Here is a 15159-nt window from a genome sequence, read left to right on the forward strand (position 1 = left end):
AAACCGCATCGTCAGGATCGCTATGACCCGCACGCAGTCGGCCGCCACGGCCCCCGCAGCACAGATTCCCTCTGGACTCCAGGCCGGCGCCACGACCCGCGCAGCGATGTCAGGCATGACACCTGACGTTTCGATGGCTGAGCGCACGCGCCGTAGCTTTGGGGCGCGCACCCTGGCCGGGGTCGTGGCGCTGACGCTGTGGCTGGCGCCGCTGCAGGTGTCGCTCCAGCAGGCGCGCCAGGCAGCCGGCGTGCTGGCTGCGGGCGCGGTTGCGGTCGACACGCCAGCGGTGCTGGCCGGTGCGGCACGCCAGGGGTTGATGCGGTGGGCGGTCAATCACTTGCCGGTGACGATCAGCTTCGGCATGCGCGAGGCTAATGCCGCGCCTATCGTCGATCCCACGGCACCGATCCGATTCCAGCCGGCGATCAGTGCCACCACGGGACCCGGTGCGCCAGAAGGAGGCGTGCCAGTCGTGGGCATCACCACACCGAACGCTGCGGGCATTTCGCTGAACCAGTACCGCGCGTTCGTGGTAGATCCGGTTGGCCTGATCCTGAACAACAGCACCACGGGTGGGGGCACCTTCCTTGGTGGCCAGGTGGTGGCGAATCCGAACCTTGCCGGCTCGGGACCGGCAAGCCTGATCATCAACCAGGTCACCAGTACGGCGCCGGCACAGGTCAACGGCACGGTGGAGATCTTCGGCGCGCCCGCCGGACTCGTCATTGCTGCACCGGGTGGCGTCTATACAAGCGGTGCTGGCTTTACCAATGCGACGCAGGTGACGCTCACCACGGGCGTGCCGCAATTCCTGTCCACCACTGGCGCCCCGAGCAGCTTTGATGCGGCGGCCGCGGCTGGCTTCCTGGTGGAGGGCGGCCGCATCCAGATTGCCAATCCGGCCCCGGGCAATCCCAATGGCGTCGGTATCGAGGGCACGGTCGGCAATATCAACCTGATCGGCGAATCTATCGGCATCGATGCGGCGCTCTACGCCGGCAACCAGATCAACGTCGTGGCCGGACGCCAGTTGGTGGCACCGGCCGGCAGCGGCTTCACCACTACTGCTACCGGCCCGAACAATGCCGTCACCAACACCACGGCGGCCAATGGACTGGCGATCGATGCCACAGCGTTTGGTGCCATGACCGCGGGCCAGATCACCATCCTGTCGACGGCGGCTGGCGTGGGTGTCCGCGCCGACGGCAACCTGGCGGCCTCCGCCGGCAACCTGACGCTGGATTCGGCGGGCAATCTCAAGGTCGGCAAGACTTACGGCAAGGGTGACGTCGTCCTGTCGGCTGCAGGCAGCGCCAATGCCTCGGGCAATGGGCAGGCCGAGGGCAACTACAGCGTGCGTTCGGGCCTGGATGCCACGCTGGGTGGCACGCTCAGCGCCAACCATGCAGTGACCGTCAACGCAGGCGGATCGATCAATGGCGCCGGCGGCGTCAGCGCACAGCAGGCGGTGACGCTGGCCGCCGGCGCGAGCGTTGATATCGCTGGCGCAGTATCGGGTTCGCAGGTGTCGGTCTCGGCGGCGGGTAATGATGGCCGCGGCGACATGCATCTGGGCGGCGACGTGACCTCGCCGGGGATCATCGCCCTCAATGCGGCCCGCGATACCACCATTGACGGCAGCGCGGTGTCGGCGGGCGATCTGAACCTGTCCAGCCAGCGTAACCTGACCATCCACGGCGCGGCAGGCAGCACCGGCGGCAACGTCACGCTCACCGGTGTCAGCGGAGCCGTGACGACCACCGGCGATGTGGTCTCGCCCGGATCGCTGACTGTGAGTGCCGGCACGGACGCCAACCTCGGCGGTCAGGTGGCGGCCACTGGCCCGGTATCGGTGACCGCGCAAGGCGGCAGCATCACGACCAGTGGCCAGGTTGGCAGCAACGCGGACCTGACGCTGGCCGCCGCGCAGAACGTGACCGTGGGCGGGCAGGCGCAGAGTCAGGGCAAGACCACGATTACCGCGACGCATGGCAGCGCCACCATCAACGGCGCGCTCACCAGCAACGGCGACGCAGCCATCACCGCTGCGCAGGACGCGACGGTGGCGGGCAGCCTTGACAGCGGCGGCAACACCACCATCCAGGCCACCAGCGGCTCGGCCACGGTGAACGGTTCGCTCCTGAGCATGGGCGATACGACAGTGAGCGCGGGCCAGAACGCGAACCTGAGCGGCGGCGTGCTGACCGTGGGAAATCTCAACGCCAGGGCAGGGCAGACCCTGACCGTGGGCAGCCTGCCCTATGTGGGCGGCAATGCAACGCTGCGCGGCCAGGACGTGAGCCTCGGCTCAGCCACCGGACAGGACAACCAGATTGGCGGCACGCTGGATACAGCGGCCACCAATAGCCTGACGCTGACCGGCAACACGCAAGCCGCCAACGCGACGCTCGCGGGCCGGACGGTGAGCAATGCCGGCACGACAGTCGCCACGCAGACGCTTGCCGTCAATGGTGGCAGCGTCACCAACGCAAGCACGGGCGCACTGGTCGGCAATACGGTCAACGTGAGCGCGGGCGATGTGGTCAACCGGGGCACGCTGGGCGGCCAGACCGTCGACGTCAACGCGGCAAACAGCCTGGACAACGCGGGCGGGCTGCTGGCCGGCGTGCAGAGACTGAATGTCACCACCGGGGCGCTGACCAGCAACGCGGGCGGCACGCTCTTCGCGGGCGATCTGTCGGGCCGGAACCCGACCGTGGGCGACCTGACGCTGACAGTCAACGGTGGTGCAGGCAGCTTCAATAACGCGGCGGGCCAGATTCAGGCGGGCAACAACCTGACGGTCAACGCGCCCAACCAGGTATTCGACCTGTCGGCGGCCACCACCGGAACGCTGAATGCCAACGGCACGCTGACGCTCTCGGCCCAGGCCATCCGGAACACCGGCACCTGGGATGTGCTGCCGGGTAACGTGGTCCTCAACGGCGCGCAAGGTGTCAGCAACACCGGCACCATCCAGAGGGCCGGCGACCTGACCTTGAGCACCGCCGGCACGTTGGATAACAGCGGGCAGATCGTGGGCGGGGGCAACCTGAGCCTGTCAGCGGGGGCGCTCACGAACGCCGGGACCATCCACGCCAACGGCGACCTGGCACTGGCCGGCAACACGACCAATACCGGCACGGTGGAGGCGCTGGGCAATATCGCCATCACGGGTGGCGACTATGACAACCGGGGTGGTACCACGCAGGCCGGCAGGAATCTCGCCGTCGACATCAGCGGCACGTTGAACAATACCGCGAGTATGATTGGCGCTCTGGGCGACGTCCATATCGCCGCGCAACAGGTCATCAACGACCGGGCGGCACCGGTCAATACGGGGAGCAGCGTCTCGGGGCAGGTCACCAACGACGCGCTGGTCAATTCGGTGGTCATCGGCAGCCATGCGACGCAGGACACAACCTGCGCGGGCGATGCCGGATGCAACACGACCATGACCGGGCCGCCGGTCAACGTGACGCTTGGCGACCTGATCCGCAATCCGGACGGCACGATTCCGCTCCTGCTGGGCAACGTGCAGGTCTCGACCGGTGACCTGAACGGCTCCAGTCAGTGGGTGCTGATGTGGCACCTCGGCATGGACCCGACGTGGTATCCGAACCTCACCTCCTCCTGGCAACAGAACCTGTCCCTGTCCTCCGTGACGGTGGACCGCACGGTGGTGCAGCAGTCCGAGGGCGCCGCCGGCCAGATCATCAGCGGCGGCAAGCTGGACATGACCGCCGCCTCGCTCTCGAACAAGGGCGGCGTGATCTCGGCTGTGCGTGACGCAACCCTCAACGTTGGCACGCTGGACAACGGCCACTCCACCTCGTTGCTCGACGGCGTGACCGATACGGTGAACGCGGGCAGCCTATCCGCATTCCTGGCGCAATTGCAGGCCATTGGCGACACCTCGATGGGAGGACTGGCCGCGCCCGGCAATACATTGATGTACGGCCCGCTCACGATTCCCCAATGCAGCGGAGGGGACAATGGCTGCTCCATCCCAGTGGCAGTCGATACGCCGCTCATCATCGGCAAGGCAGCGGACGGCTCCGCCGTCACCGGCGCGACCCAAAGCAGCGTGACCGAGCGCGTCGGCAAGGCCGGCCAAATCCTGGCGGGCGGCAATCTGGCCATCAATGGCACCGGCAACCTGACCAACGCCGGGGACTTGGCGGCAGCGGGCAATGTCACGATCACCACGCCGGGCACCTTCACCAACCAGGGCTTCTATGACGCCAAGGTCACGACCACGCCTGGGTGCATGCCCGGCTCCACGACCTGCGCCATTACCAACGCGCACCATGACGATCTGGCCTGGCAGCAGCAGAACAACACCGTGGCGGCTGGCGGCACTCTCACGATCCAGGCGGCGAACGTCCAGAACCTGAACGGCACCCTCGCCGCGCAGGGCAACGTCGGCATTACGGCCACCAGCGGCGTCACCAACCAGAGCGGCACCATCCAGTCGGTGAACGGCGATGTGTCGATCACCGCGCCGACGCTGGTCAACAAGGCGATGGACCCGGTGACGCTGCACAAGGACTACGGCGACCTGAACCCGCCTTACGCGGGCGGCTGCAACGGTGGTGGCAGCTACAAGGGCAGCAACTGCTCGGCCAGCGAGACCGTGGCGGCGGGACCGGCAGGCGTCATCCAGGGCGCGCGCGACGTGACTCTCTCCGGCACGACGCTGGCCAACAACGGGGGCCTGATCTCGGGCGGGCGCAACGTCGCGGTCACCATGACCGGCGGCGTGGACAACACCAGCCTCGTGCAGAACGCGAACTGGGCCGGCATGTGGGTCGAAAAGACCGGCATGTTCAGCTCGGACAAGACCCACAGCACGGGCGGCACGACGGTGCTGGGCAGCCAGGAATCGCTGATCCGGGCCGGCAACGCGCTGACGGTGACCTCGGGTGGCCAGGTGGTGAACACCGGCAATCTGATGGGCAACTCGGTGGACCTGAGTGGTGCGGTCCTGGTCAACGGCTACACCAGCCCGAACCAGCCGACGCCGCCGGCCACCGTGCCAAAGCAGGTGATCTCGCTGGGCCCGGCCCCGGTGCCGGCCGGATCGCTGCCGCCGGCCAATCCAGCGACGGACCCGACCCAGCCGTGGCAGTTCAACCCCGTCATCGTGGCCACGCCTGGCGCGCCGACGACGGGCGGTGCGCAGACCATCGACTGGCACTTCACGGCCAACCTGGGCGGCAATCCCCTCACCGCGCCCGGCGCCAATACCAATCGCACGCAGTACCTGACGGGAACCGCAGCCACGTCGGTGCTGGCAGGCGTGACGCCGGACGACCTGCTGTCGCAGTTGCCGGCGAACCTGCGCCCCGGCAGCAACGTCAGCTTCTACTACGACCCGTACACGGAGAACCAGAAGCTGCAGCAAGCGGCGCTGCAGCAGACGGGGCAGGACAGCTTCATCAGCGGCCTGGCCTATGACAGCCAGCACCAGTTGTCGGTGACCGACCAGGAGAAGCAGGACCTGTACCGGAACGCGGCGGCCTATGCGGCGGCCAACAACATTCCGCTCGGCACCGCGCTGACGCAGGCGCAGATCAATGCGCTGGACAAGCCGATGTTGTGGTACGTCGAGCAGACGGTGCCGGACCCCAGTTGCAACACCGTCAGCAGCCGGGTGTGTCCGGGGGTGACGGCGCTGGTGCCGCAGGTGTACCTGCCGGAGGGCTATGCGCAGGCGCTGGCCAAGGCGACTGGCGGCAATATCGTCGGGGACAACGTCAATCTGGACTTCGCTGGTGGGACGATCCGCAACAGCGGGGTGGTGTCGGCCAGTGACACGCTGAGCGTGACGGCGGCAAGCCTGGACCTCAGACCGAATGTGGTGGACATCGGCAAGTCGGCGTACCGCGTGAGCGGCGGCTGGATGGAATACACCGGCACGCAGGTGCAGCCGGGCGGGTTCATGAGCGCGATGCACATGAACATCGAGGTCGATGCCATCCATGCGGTCAATGATGCGCTGCGGATCACTAACCCGGATGGCTCGATCAACCAGGCGGCGACTGATGCGCTGATCGCTCAGCTCAAAGCCAGCCTTGGGGAAGCGTACACCGACGGCTCCGTCAGCGACGACATCCATACCCACTTCATCAAGGAAGACAAGGGTCTTGGGCCCATAGGCCAGGTCATTGCCATTGCGGCGGCCGTGGCCATCGCGATCGTGACGGCCGGAACCGGGACCGCAATCGTTGGTGCGGTGACGAGCACGGCATTCGCAGCGACCACGGTCGGCACGGCAGTTTCCATGGCCGTGTCTGGAATGATCGCGGGCACCCTGTCGAGCATGGTGAGTCAAGTCATCACCACCGGCTCGCTCGATCTCGGGGCCGCGCTTAAGTCAGGCATGGTCTCGGCCGCCACCGCCGGCTTGACACAGGGCGCCTTGGGCGCAATGGGGCTGGCCAATGCCGGGGTGACAAGCATTGGCACGAACATCAGCGTGGGCAACTGGGCAGCAGTTCAGGCCAGCCTGCCCAGCGCATTCGCCGCGAGCGTGGTGCGCTCGGCGATCAGTGCCGGTATCAGTACTGCGGTCTACGGCGGCAGCTTCGGCCAAGCCTTCGCGAACGGCATCGTGCGTGACGTCGCTGCGGTCGGAGCCAATGCAATTGGCGCAACGCTGCCTGGCCTAGGTACGGAAGGGGCGACGCCGGGCACGATCTTGGCGAATGCCGCCAGTCACGCCTTGCTGGGGTGTGCGGCGCAGAGCCTGACAGGTGGCGATTGTGCGGGAGGTGCCATTGGCGGGGCGGCCAGTGCGCTGGCGGCGCCGTTGATTCGGGACGCGATCTACACATACAGCCCTGTCCTGAACTACAGGGACGACCCGACCCGGCAGGCGCTGACGGTGGCCCTGGCGACGTTGATCGGCGGGTCAGCCGCTCTTGTGCTGGGTACCAATGCCACCTCAGCGGCGCTTGCCGCACAGAACGAGGCACTTAACAATGCGACTTCGCAGGGACCAGCACGCGGCATTGCAAATCGTGAGAACGCGCGGCTGACCAAACTGTGCGAGCCGAACTGCACGCAGGAGGACTTTAATCGCATCGATACCCAGGTCCGGCAGGTAGAGGCTGCGGCCACGTTGGCGCGGATGAACAATCTGACGCCGGAACAGGCGCTGAAACTGGCCGACACCTTGTCGAATCTGTTGCCGTACTATGGTTCGGCGGCGATGCTGTACCAGGCGGTGACGGGGCAGACGCTGAGCGGCCAGGAACTTGGGACTGCGGACAGGTGGCTGTCGGGGATTTTGGGCGCGATCCCGGTTGGGGCGGCGGCCTATGGCAAGCTCAGCGAGCTTGTAGCAGCGAAGGGAACCAATGCCGCGACCAGCGGTATGAACGTAGAGATCGCAAGTGGGAAGTTTGACTACCTCTTTGGCCGCGTTGAGAGCGGAACCCATAACGCTGCAAGGTCCAATCAGCTTGCACTGGAGATGAAGCGACTTGGCGTACCTGACACAGATGCCGGGCGCCAAATGCTGACTGATCACCTTGCTCGTACCGTAAATACAGAGGGCAACATTTCCCGTACCTTCTCCAATCAGTACGGGAACTTCGAGGTTCGAGACTCGTTGTTTATCGGTCCGTCCGGCCAAGCGGCGAAGCTTGAGAGCACGTTCCAAGTATTGCCAGACGGGGGACGGAGGCTCAGTACAATCATTCCATTTCAAACGGGGAAGTAAGATGGATTTTCCAGACAAGGATCAGTTTCTGCAGACCTTCGGTATCGAGCCAATAGACGAGGACCCATCCTTGGCGCTATGTCGCTATAGGGTGCGCTCCGAGGTGCATAACTTGGAGTTGCTTCTCTCGTTCAGCGCAGTCCAAGAATCATTTGAGGTACTTCTCTATTGCTCAGGACAAGAAGTCGTCAACTTGGTCAGCGAACGGACCACGAAGATTGAGCTATATCGTGATTCATCAGGGAATGGGGTGCACGCATACTTTGATCTTTGCGGTGCGCAAGCGGAGGCCATCGTGACGTTAGTGCCGGAGATCAAGTGCCGTTGGTGGGTGATCCGGACTGAGTAGTGACGCAGAGGTTGGGAATGAATTAGCCTTGATCCCCGGCCTGTTCTTGCTTTGCCAGGGAGGCAAGGATGACGATCTCGATTTACAACCGCGTTCGTTATGTTGGGGTGGAGGGTTTACGTGAAGGGCTCAGGATTGGGGATCTTGGGTACATCATCGAAAACTACGGTGATGGTAACTACGAAGTAGAGTTCTCCAACGCTGATGGAACAACGAGAGTTCAAGCTGTGCTCACAGGCCGGGACCTAGAACTCGCGGAAAGGTAGAAAGCCATGGCTCGCTTGACGGTCCGGAAGTTGGTGTTTTCCTATTTGGACGGCGGAGCTCACCCCGCTGCGGGGCGCGTCTTCTACTGGCACCCCATTGCAATTGGGGGAGTTGACGCTCCGCGCTACAACAGATACGTCTGTGACGTCCTTGGGGCCATTGCACAGACAATCGAAGACTGTGATCGCTTGCTCAGCTTCCTTAGCGCGGTCGAAGGTGGACGGGAACAAGAGGTCGAGACTGGTGGTAACGACGTCACGCTTACGTTGACCCGTGGAGGGGTGCAGGTCGATATCGAGGCCAATGAAGACTGGGTGGGAACGCCAACTTCGAATCGAAGCTTACGCCCGGTAGTCGGCCTATTAGCAACGGGCACTTGAATATCATGCCATGAAAGCTGAACTCAAATCACTGCATTCTTTGGACTTGGAAGATTGGCTCATTAACTACCGGCCGGATGACGCATCCAGCTTCGGCACGTGGATTCGAGCGTACATTGGCCCACAAGGTGGGAAAGGATCAGAGACATTCGATATACAGGTATGCACTCCCGACTGGCTCAAATTGCAGTGCGCTGCTCAAGGGCCGTTGTGGGGTAGGCATATGTTGATCGTTGATACCTATGATTACAACGCCATCAAGACGCTCATTGAACGCTACATCGCAAACAGTGACGGCAACGATTGGGAATCAATTGCGGTAAAGCTGAGCCGAATTGGCGCATGGGAATTTGAGGACTATCAGCAATGATTCGATGAGAACGGAACCCGGCTTCGGCCGGGTTCGTCGTTTTTGGCTACCGCATGGCCTTGAGGAGTGGTCCGTAGACGTAGATGGCCGCCGTCGCGGTATCGATTGTTACCGCCGGTGCGGCTGCGGCTGCGGCTGCGGCCGCGATGGGCGTCGCGCTGGCCAACATGACGCTGGCGCAAGCCATGACAGTAGCCGCGCTCTCCAGCATGGCCGGCAGCGTTGCGAGTCAACTGGTGTCTGGCCAAGGACTGGATTTTGGCAAGGTGGCAATGGCCGGGCTGGTCGGTGCCGCGACGGCGGGGCTGACCAACGGCATCACCTTCGACGGCAGCAGTTTCGGCGTCAATGGCTTCGACACTGTGCTCAAGGGCACCAACAGCCTGGCGAATCTTGCTGGTACCAACACCCTTGGTGGTGTGCTGCAGGCCGCTCAGGATGGCGCTACAGGCACCTTGGCGCAACAGGCCCTCGGCATGGTAGGCACGGGCCTGATCAACGCCGGGGTGAGTACCGCAGTCTATGGCGGCAGCTTTGGTAAGGCGCTTGCCGGCAGCCTCGTGGCGCAAGGTGCGGCACTGGGTGCCAACGAGATCGGAGCAACCACCGAGGTGGGCTCCTTGCAAAACATCGCGGAGCACGCCGTACTTGGATGTGCTGCGGGGGCTGCTAGCGGAGGCAACTGCGAGTCTGGGGCCATTGGTGCGGCGACGAGCGCCGTCGTGGCACCCCTGCTCGGCAAGGCACTGGATATCCAGACGGATGTCGACCGTGCGAACTCGGTGAATCAGGCGATGGTAACGGCGGTGGCTATGCTGACGGGTGGCGGCGCTGCGCTGGCACTCGGTCAGAGCGGTACGACGGCGGCCAGCATGGCGCAGAACGAGGCGCTGAATAACTACCTAAGCCCCAAGGATAGAGTAGCCTCTGAGAAGGCCAAGCGGGAGTGTGCTAACGGCGTTTGGTCGTCGTGTGCTGCCGCCAATATTTACGCGGAAAGGGATCAAAAGAGTAACGACATCCTGTCCGATGGCCTGACCAAATGTGAGGGAAGTGGCTGTCAGTCTCTTGCCGACTGGATTCAGGATCAGAAGACATCCCTGGGGTGTGGAGCCGCCAGCGGCTCCACAGACTGTCAAGTACTGGACAAGAGCTGGCAGATTGCGCAGGCAAAGGCACAGGGACTTGAACTGCCGACCTTCTCGCCAGATGATCTGATCGGCACTGGTCTGATCAAGGGACTTTTGATAGGGACTTTGAAAGGGGCTGGCTTCACTGGCATAACGAGGTCGTTAGCTGAAAATTCTGGGCTGTCTGGAGTCAAAACCAACGTACTAGACAACATCGCTGCCAGCCAAGCGGCTCGTACAAATTCAAACTTTAGTCAGTACATTGCTGCGGAGGGGAGGCTTCAAGAGGCGCTAGGAATCTGGCCGCCGAATAGCGGAGGTTACGCGCCGGTGTATAACATGACCCTTGGAGTTGGTACTTGGGTGGATCGCTATGGGTATCCGGGAGGATCGTTTGTGTCACCCCTTGGAGCATCATTTGGTTCGAGAGCACTGCCGTCTTCATATCTGACGACCAAGCCATACTTCGAATATCAAGTGTTGCAGCCTATTTCAGGTGTTACGGAGGCAAAAATCCTCCCTTGGTTTGGCCAACCCGGAAAGGGAACGCAGTTTCAATTGCCGAATCCTGTACAGTGGTATATTGATAACAGATATCTAGAGAAGAAGCTGAAATGACGCGAGACGAATTAGAGAGGAAGCTAGCCACAATCGGCGTCCATCCAAATAGCTATTCACTTGACGGTATCCGGAACAGCGATTGTGTATGTGTGGTAGCTGAAAACGGAAGGTGGAGGGTTTTTTATGTCGAGCGTGACAAGCCGCGTGAGCTGGGGGCTTTTAGTGCTGCCGAAGACGCGTTTGAGTTTGTCTATACCACATTCTGCAAATGGCTTGGTGTCAGTCCGGCTTGAATAGCCCTTGCCGGTTCGAAATATGAGGAGAAAATGCCGGCAGTAGGAGGAGGGTCATCGCCAGAGCATTGGAAACGGATGAGCAAGGCAGAAGAGATCGTCTATTGCGTATTGGTCGGTGCGGCTGTGGTGTTTGTTGGATACTTGGTCATCGGAAAATTACTGAGTTGATGTTGTGAAAACCTTGCTGAACCCGGCTACGGCCGGGTTCGTCGTTTCTGCAGGGTGTTGATTTACAGCCTCCTGCAGAGACCGGATACCGTTTGCACGTTGTCGACGACGCCGTGCTTGCTGTCCAGGTCGAAGCACACGAACTGTCGCCGGCCGTCGAGGAAACCCACGTCGGTGCTGGCAGGCGTGACGCCGGACGACCTGCTGTCGCAACTGCCGCCGAACCTGCGCCCCGGCAGCAACGTCAGCTTCTATTACGACCCCGTACACGGAGAACCAGAAGCTGCAGCAAGCGGCGCTGCAGCAGACGGGGCAGGACAGCTTCATCAGCGGCCTGGCCTATGACAGCCAGCACCAGTTGTCGGTGACCGACCAGGAGAAGCAGGACCTGTACCGGAACGCGGCGGCCTATGCGGCGGCCAACAACATTCCGCTCGGCACCGCGCTGACGCAGGCGCAGATCAATGCGCTGGACAAGCCGATGTTGTGGTACGTCGAGCAGACGGTGCCGGACCCCAGTTGCAACACCGTGAGCAGCCTGGTGTGTCCGGGGGTGACGGCGCTGGTACCGCAGGTGTACCTGCCGGAGGGCTATGCGCAGGCGCTGGCCAAGCCGACCGGCGGCAATATCGTTGGGGACAACGTCAATCTGGACTTCGCGGGCGGGACGATCCGCAACAGCGGCACGATCTCGGCGGCCGATACGCTCAGCGTCAAGGCGGCGAGCCTGGACCTCGCGCCCAATGTGGTGGACATCGGCAAGTCGGCCTATGCGATGAAGGGCGGCTGGCTGGAGGTGAGCGGCACGCAGGTGCAGCCCGGCGGGTTCCTAAGCGCGTCCAATATGGACCTGCAGGTGGGGGCCATCAACGCCGTTAACGACGCGCTGCGGATCACTAACCCGGATGGCTCGATCAACCAGGCGGCAACCAATGCGCTGATCGCGCAATTGCAGGCCAACCTGGGCGGCAACTACACCACCGGTACGGTTGCCGACGACATTCACCAGAACTTCATCAAGAAGCAAGGGCCATTGCCGAGTTGGGTCGGCACCATCGCGGCTGTGGCGATCTCTATCGTGACGGCGGGCGCCGGTGCTTCGCTGATGGCCGTCATGATGGCCGGCATGCTGTCAAGCATGGCGAGCCAGGCATTGACGACGGGTTCCGTCAACTTGGGCAAGGCCCTGGAAGCGGGCGCGGTGGCTATGGTGATAGCGGGGCTGACTCAGGGCGTGCTGGCTGGTCTGGAACTGCAAGGTGCCGGCGTCTCTACGATTGGCAATAACATCAGCATGGGCGATTGGGCGGCGGCCCAGTCCAATCTGGGTAACTACCTGGGCGCCAGCGCCGTGCACTCCGCCATCACCGCCGGGGTGAACACCGCTGTCTATGGCGGCAGCTTCGGCCGTGCGTTTGCGACTGGGATGGTCGCGGACGTGGCCGCCCTTGGCGCCAATGCCATTGGCTCCGAAATTCCGGGAATCGGCATGCCCAATGCCAGCCCCGGATCGATCCTGGCGAACGTGGCGGCACACGCGCTGCTCGGGTGTGCGGCGCAGAGCCTGACCGGTGGAAGCTGTGAAGGCGGCGCGATTGGTGGGGCTGCGAGTGCTGTCGTGGCGCCTCTGGTGCGCGATGGGCTGTACGGCGGTACGCAGACCGTGGTCGACAACGGCAACGGTACGCAGACGACCAGCTTCAACAACCTGGGCTACAACGCCGCGACGGTGGCACTTGCGATGCTTGCCGGTGGCAGCCTTGCGACCGCGCTCGGCAAAAGCGCCGATGCGGCAGTGGCAGCGGCGCAAAACGAGTCGCTCAACAATGCATTGAGTGTGAAGGTCGTGCCCCGGCCTGTCCCGACGCCGTTTGGCGTGTTGATGGTGCTCGTTCCGGTCGTGACCGATGATCCTATTGGGACCCCAAATAACGGACCGCAGAAAACCGATCCGTTGACCAACCCTCTGGAGGCGCAGAATGGGGGGAGCCCCATGACGACGCCGAATCAGGGGCCGCGGGGATCGACGCTGACGGGTACTCCTGCCAGCAGTCCGCAAGGGCCAACGATCCTAGCCAACCCCGGTTGCGGATCGGCAGCGGGTCTGCCGTGCGCTGCCTTGACAGTGATGGCCTCTGTCCAGGATGGCATCGACAAGCTGTCCAATATGCTGGACGGAGGCTCCGCGACTGGAGATATCACAAGTAACACGCCACTTGGGCTAGGATCGACGGGGAGAACAGTTCCAAATAGCTTGAACGAGCAACTGGCGATGCAGCAGGTCATATCCAATCCAGAGGCAGGAGCAGTACTACCGCTGAATATGACTGATTCACGCTGGCCGGCATCGGTTGGTTGGGTGAAAATGACACAGAACGTCAACGGCGTTGAGATTCACTACGTGCGCAATACGAATACCGTGCTGTGGACGATTTCAAATTTAAGTGAAAGCCATGCGTGTAATTTGCAATAGCAATAGCGGACAGAAGCTCCCGACTCGGCTGGTGGCCTTGGGCTATACACAGCAGTCGAGTTTTACCGTCTCGGTTGGCAGAGAGTACTACGTGTTTGCCATGGCTCTGTGGCGGGGCGCGTTACTCCTTCTATTGGCAGACGATTATCACCTACCGAATTGGTTTCCTGTGCAGCTGTTCTCAGTAGCCGATCCTCGATTACCGGATGAGTGGTTATTCATGCCCAGCGGAAGCGATGAAGGGATGCTGCAGGCGCTATGGGGGTATGAACAACTGATCACAGATGGGACTCACTACGATGGCCTCTTGGAGCGAGAGCCGGAGGCGCTTCGATATTTTTACGAAGAAGAGAAGCGTCGTCTTCAGAACGATTGATTTGTTGCCACAAACATGGCGTCAACCAAGTGACAACACATACCTCCTTTCATTACGTCGACAGTCCGAGCCAGTATCGCCTCGAGGGCGCTTTCGTTGTTGTGATTCCGCGTGCCATCAGAACGAAGACTGTCTTGCTTGAGAAGCTCGCATCATTGCTCGCGTTTCCCGCCTACTTTGGCTTTAACTGGGATGCGTTGTTTGATTGTTTCCGAGACTTCAGTTGGCTCAATGAGCACATCATTGTGCTCATTCACCCTGAACTTCCGATACTGCCGCGACCCGAGTTGGAGATTTATCTGCGATTGTTGCGAGACTCCGTTCTGGACTGGCGTCCCGGGGATGCTCATCGTTTCGATGTGATATTCGCTAAATCGGACAAGGAGATTGTAGAGGGCTGTCTGCGAGCGGGTAGTTGACTTGCCCCGCTGGGGTGGAGGGCGTAGAGCTGACTGAGCAGTGACTGTGCATTAGGCGCGATTGGTGGGGCTGCGAGTGCTGTCGTGGCGCCTCTGGTGCACGATGGGCTGTACGGCGGTACGCAGACCGTGGTCGATAAGGGCACCTTTCGACTCCCGCAGCGACATGGAGGCGCGCGCTTGTCGGCCGGATTACCCCACCGAGGTGAGCATGGGTATGGTGAGATTGTTGCACGATGACGAGAAAGCTTTGCTTGTCGACATGATTCATGGAACTCCGCAGGCACAAGGGCTGCTTAGCTCGTTGGAGAATGCTGTCGTTGAAGAAATGAACGATGGTGGGATGGGCAGCTTGCGCTTTTGCCAGCTTGGCACTATGGCCCCGCGACGCCTTGGTGCCTTGCTGGCAGAGAGGGAGTTTGTCGATAGCGATGGGATACCGGTAATGGTTGCGATTAACCTAGATGATCGCGGAGAGTTGTTCGAGCTTGATATTTGGAAAGTCGACTTCACCCCCTTGAGGCGGTTTCCTGTCATCGGTAAGCGGCCGGAATGACCCGGGTTGGATTCCCGAAACTGGCGCACGGAGTTCCACGAACATTGGTTCTCGCTGGAACAAGCTCGGGCAATAGCACTAG

General features: G+C 62.0%; 8 protein-coding genes. All 8 read left to right on the forward strand.

Annotation, left to right across the window (positions count from 1 at the left end; genetic code table 11):
- Nucleotides 1-22 precede the first annotated feature (22 nt).
- The 8 genes from ACIGJC_RS00085 to ACIGJC_RS00120 all read left to right on the forward strand — a co-directional run bounded on the left by ACIGJC_RS00085 (nt 23) and on the right by ACIGJC_RS00120 (nt 15077).
- Nucleotides 23-7732, forward strand: coding sequence for a two-partner secretion domain-containing protein (locus ACIGJC_RS00085; RefSeq protein WP_483709983.1), 7710 nt, complete (start codon nt 23-25; stop codon nt 7730-7732).
- A 417-nt stretch (nt 7733-8149) separates the two neighbouring features.
- Nucleotides 8150-8347: a DUF4926 domain-containing protein gene (locus tag ACIGJC_RS00090; RefSeq protein WP_483709985.1), complete on the forward strand. Its 198-nt coding sequence runs from the start codon at nt 8150-8152 to the stop codon at nt 8345-8347.
- Nucleotides 8348-8738: 391 nt separating this feature from the next.
- On the forward strand, nt 8739-9098 hold the full coding sequence (locus tag ACIGJC_RS00095) for an immunity 8 family protein (protein WP_483709987.1): 360 nt from the start codon (nt 8739-8741) through the stop codon (nt 9096-9098).
- A gap of 83 nt (nt 9099-9181) precedes the next feature.
- Nucleotides 9182-10846, forward strand: a complete 1665-nt coding sequence (locus tag ACIGJC_RS00100; RefSeq protein ID WP_483709989.1) for a glycohydrolase toxin TNT-related protein — start codon at nt 9182-9184, stop codon at nt 10844-10846.
- A 771-nt stretch (nt 10847-11617) separates the two neighbouring features.
- Nucleotides 11618-13726 carry a DUF637 domain-containing protein gene (locus tag ACIGJC_RS00105; RefSeq protein WP_483709990.1) on the forward strand — a complete coding sequence of 703 codons (2109 nt, stop codon included), beginning with the start codon at nt 11618-11620 and terminating at the stop codon, nt 13724-13726.
- Nucleotides 13698-14102 (forward strand): hypothetical protein, encoded by a 405-nt coding sequence (locus tag ACIGJC_RS00110; RefSeq protein ID WP_483709991.1) that lies wholly within the window; start codon nt 13698-13700, stop codon nt 14100-14102. The genes ACIGJC_RS00105 and ACIGJC_RS00110 overlap by 29 nt, the downstream gene beginning before the upstream one ends.
- Nucleotides 14103-14236: 134 nt before the next feature.
- Entirely contained in the window at nt 14237-14521 is a 285-nt protein-coding gene (locus tag ACIGJC_RS00115) for a barstar family protein (RefSeq protein WP_483709992.1), read from the forward strand.
- 211 nt (nt 14522-14732) lie between these two features.
- Nucleotides 14733-15077 carry a DUF6984 family protein gene (locus tag ACIGJC_RS00120; RefSeq protein WP_483709994.1) on the forward strand — a complete coding sequence of 115 codons (345 nt, stop codon included), beginning with the start codon at nt 14733-14735 and terminating at the stop codon, nt 15075-15077.
- Nucleotides 15078-15159: the final 82 nt, after the last annotated feature.

The sequence above is a fragment of the Cupriavidus sp. C3SS-1 genome, from assembly GCF_057073755.1.

Coding starts and splice junctions, on each gene's coding strand:
- ACIGJC_RS00085 (WP_483709983.1), top strand. CDS start 23: ATGACCCGCACGCAGTCGGCCGCCACGGCCCCCGCAGCACAGATTCCC.
- ACIGJC_RS00120 (WP_483709994.1), top strand. CDS start 14,733: ATGGGTATGGTGAGATTGTTGCACGATGACGAGAAAGCTTTGCTTGTC.
- ACIGJC_RS00100 (WP_483709989.1), top strand. CDS start 9,182: ATGGCCGCCGTCGCGGTATCGATTGTTACCGCCGGTGCGGCTGCGGCT.
- ACIGJC_RS00095 (WP_483709987.1), top strand. CDS start 8,739: ATGAAAGCTGAACTCAAATCACTGCATTCTTTGGACTTGGAAGATTGG.
- ACIGJC_RS00090 (WP_483709985.1), top strand. CDS start 8,150: ATGACGATCTCGATTTACAACCGCGTTCGTTATGTTGGGGTGGAGGGT.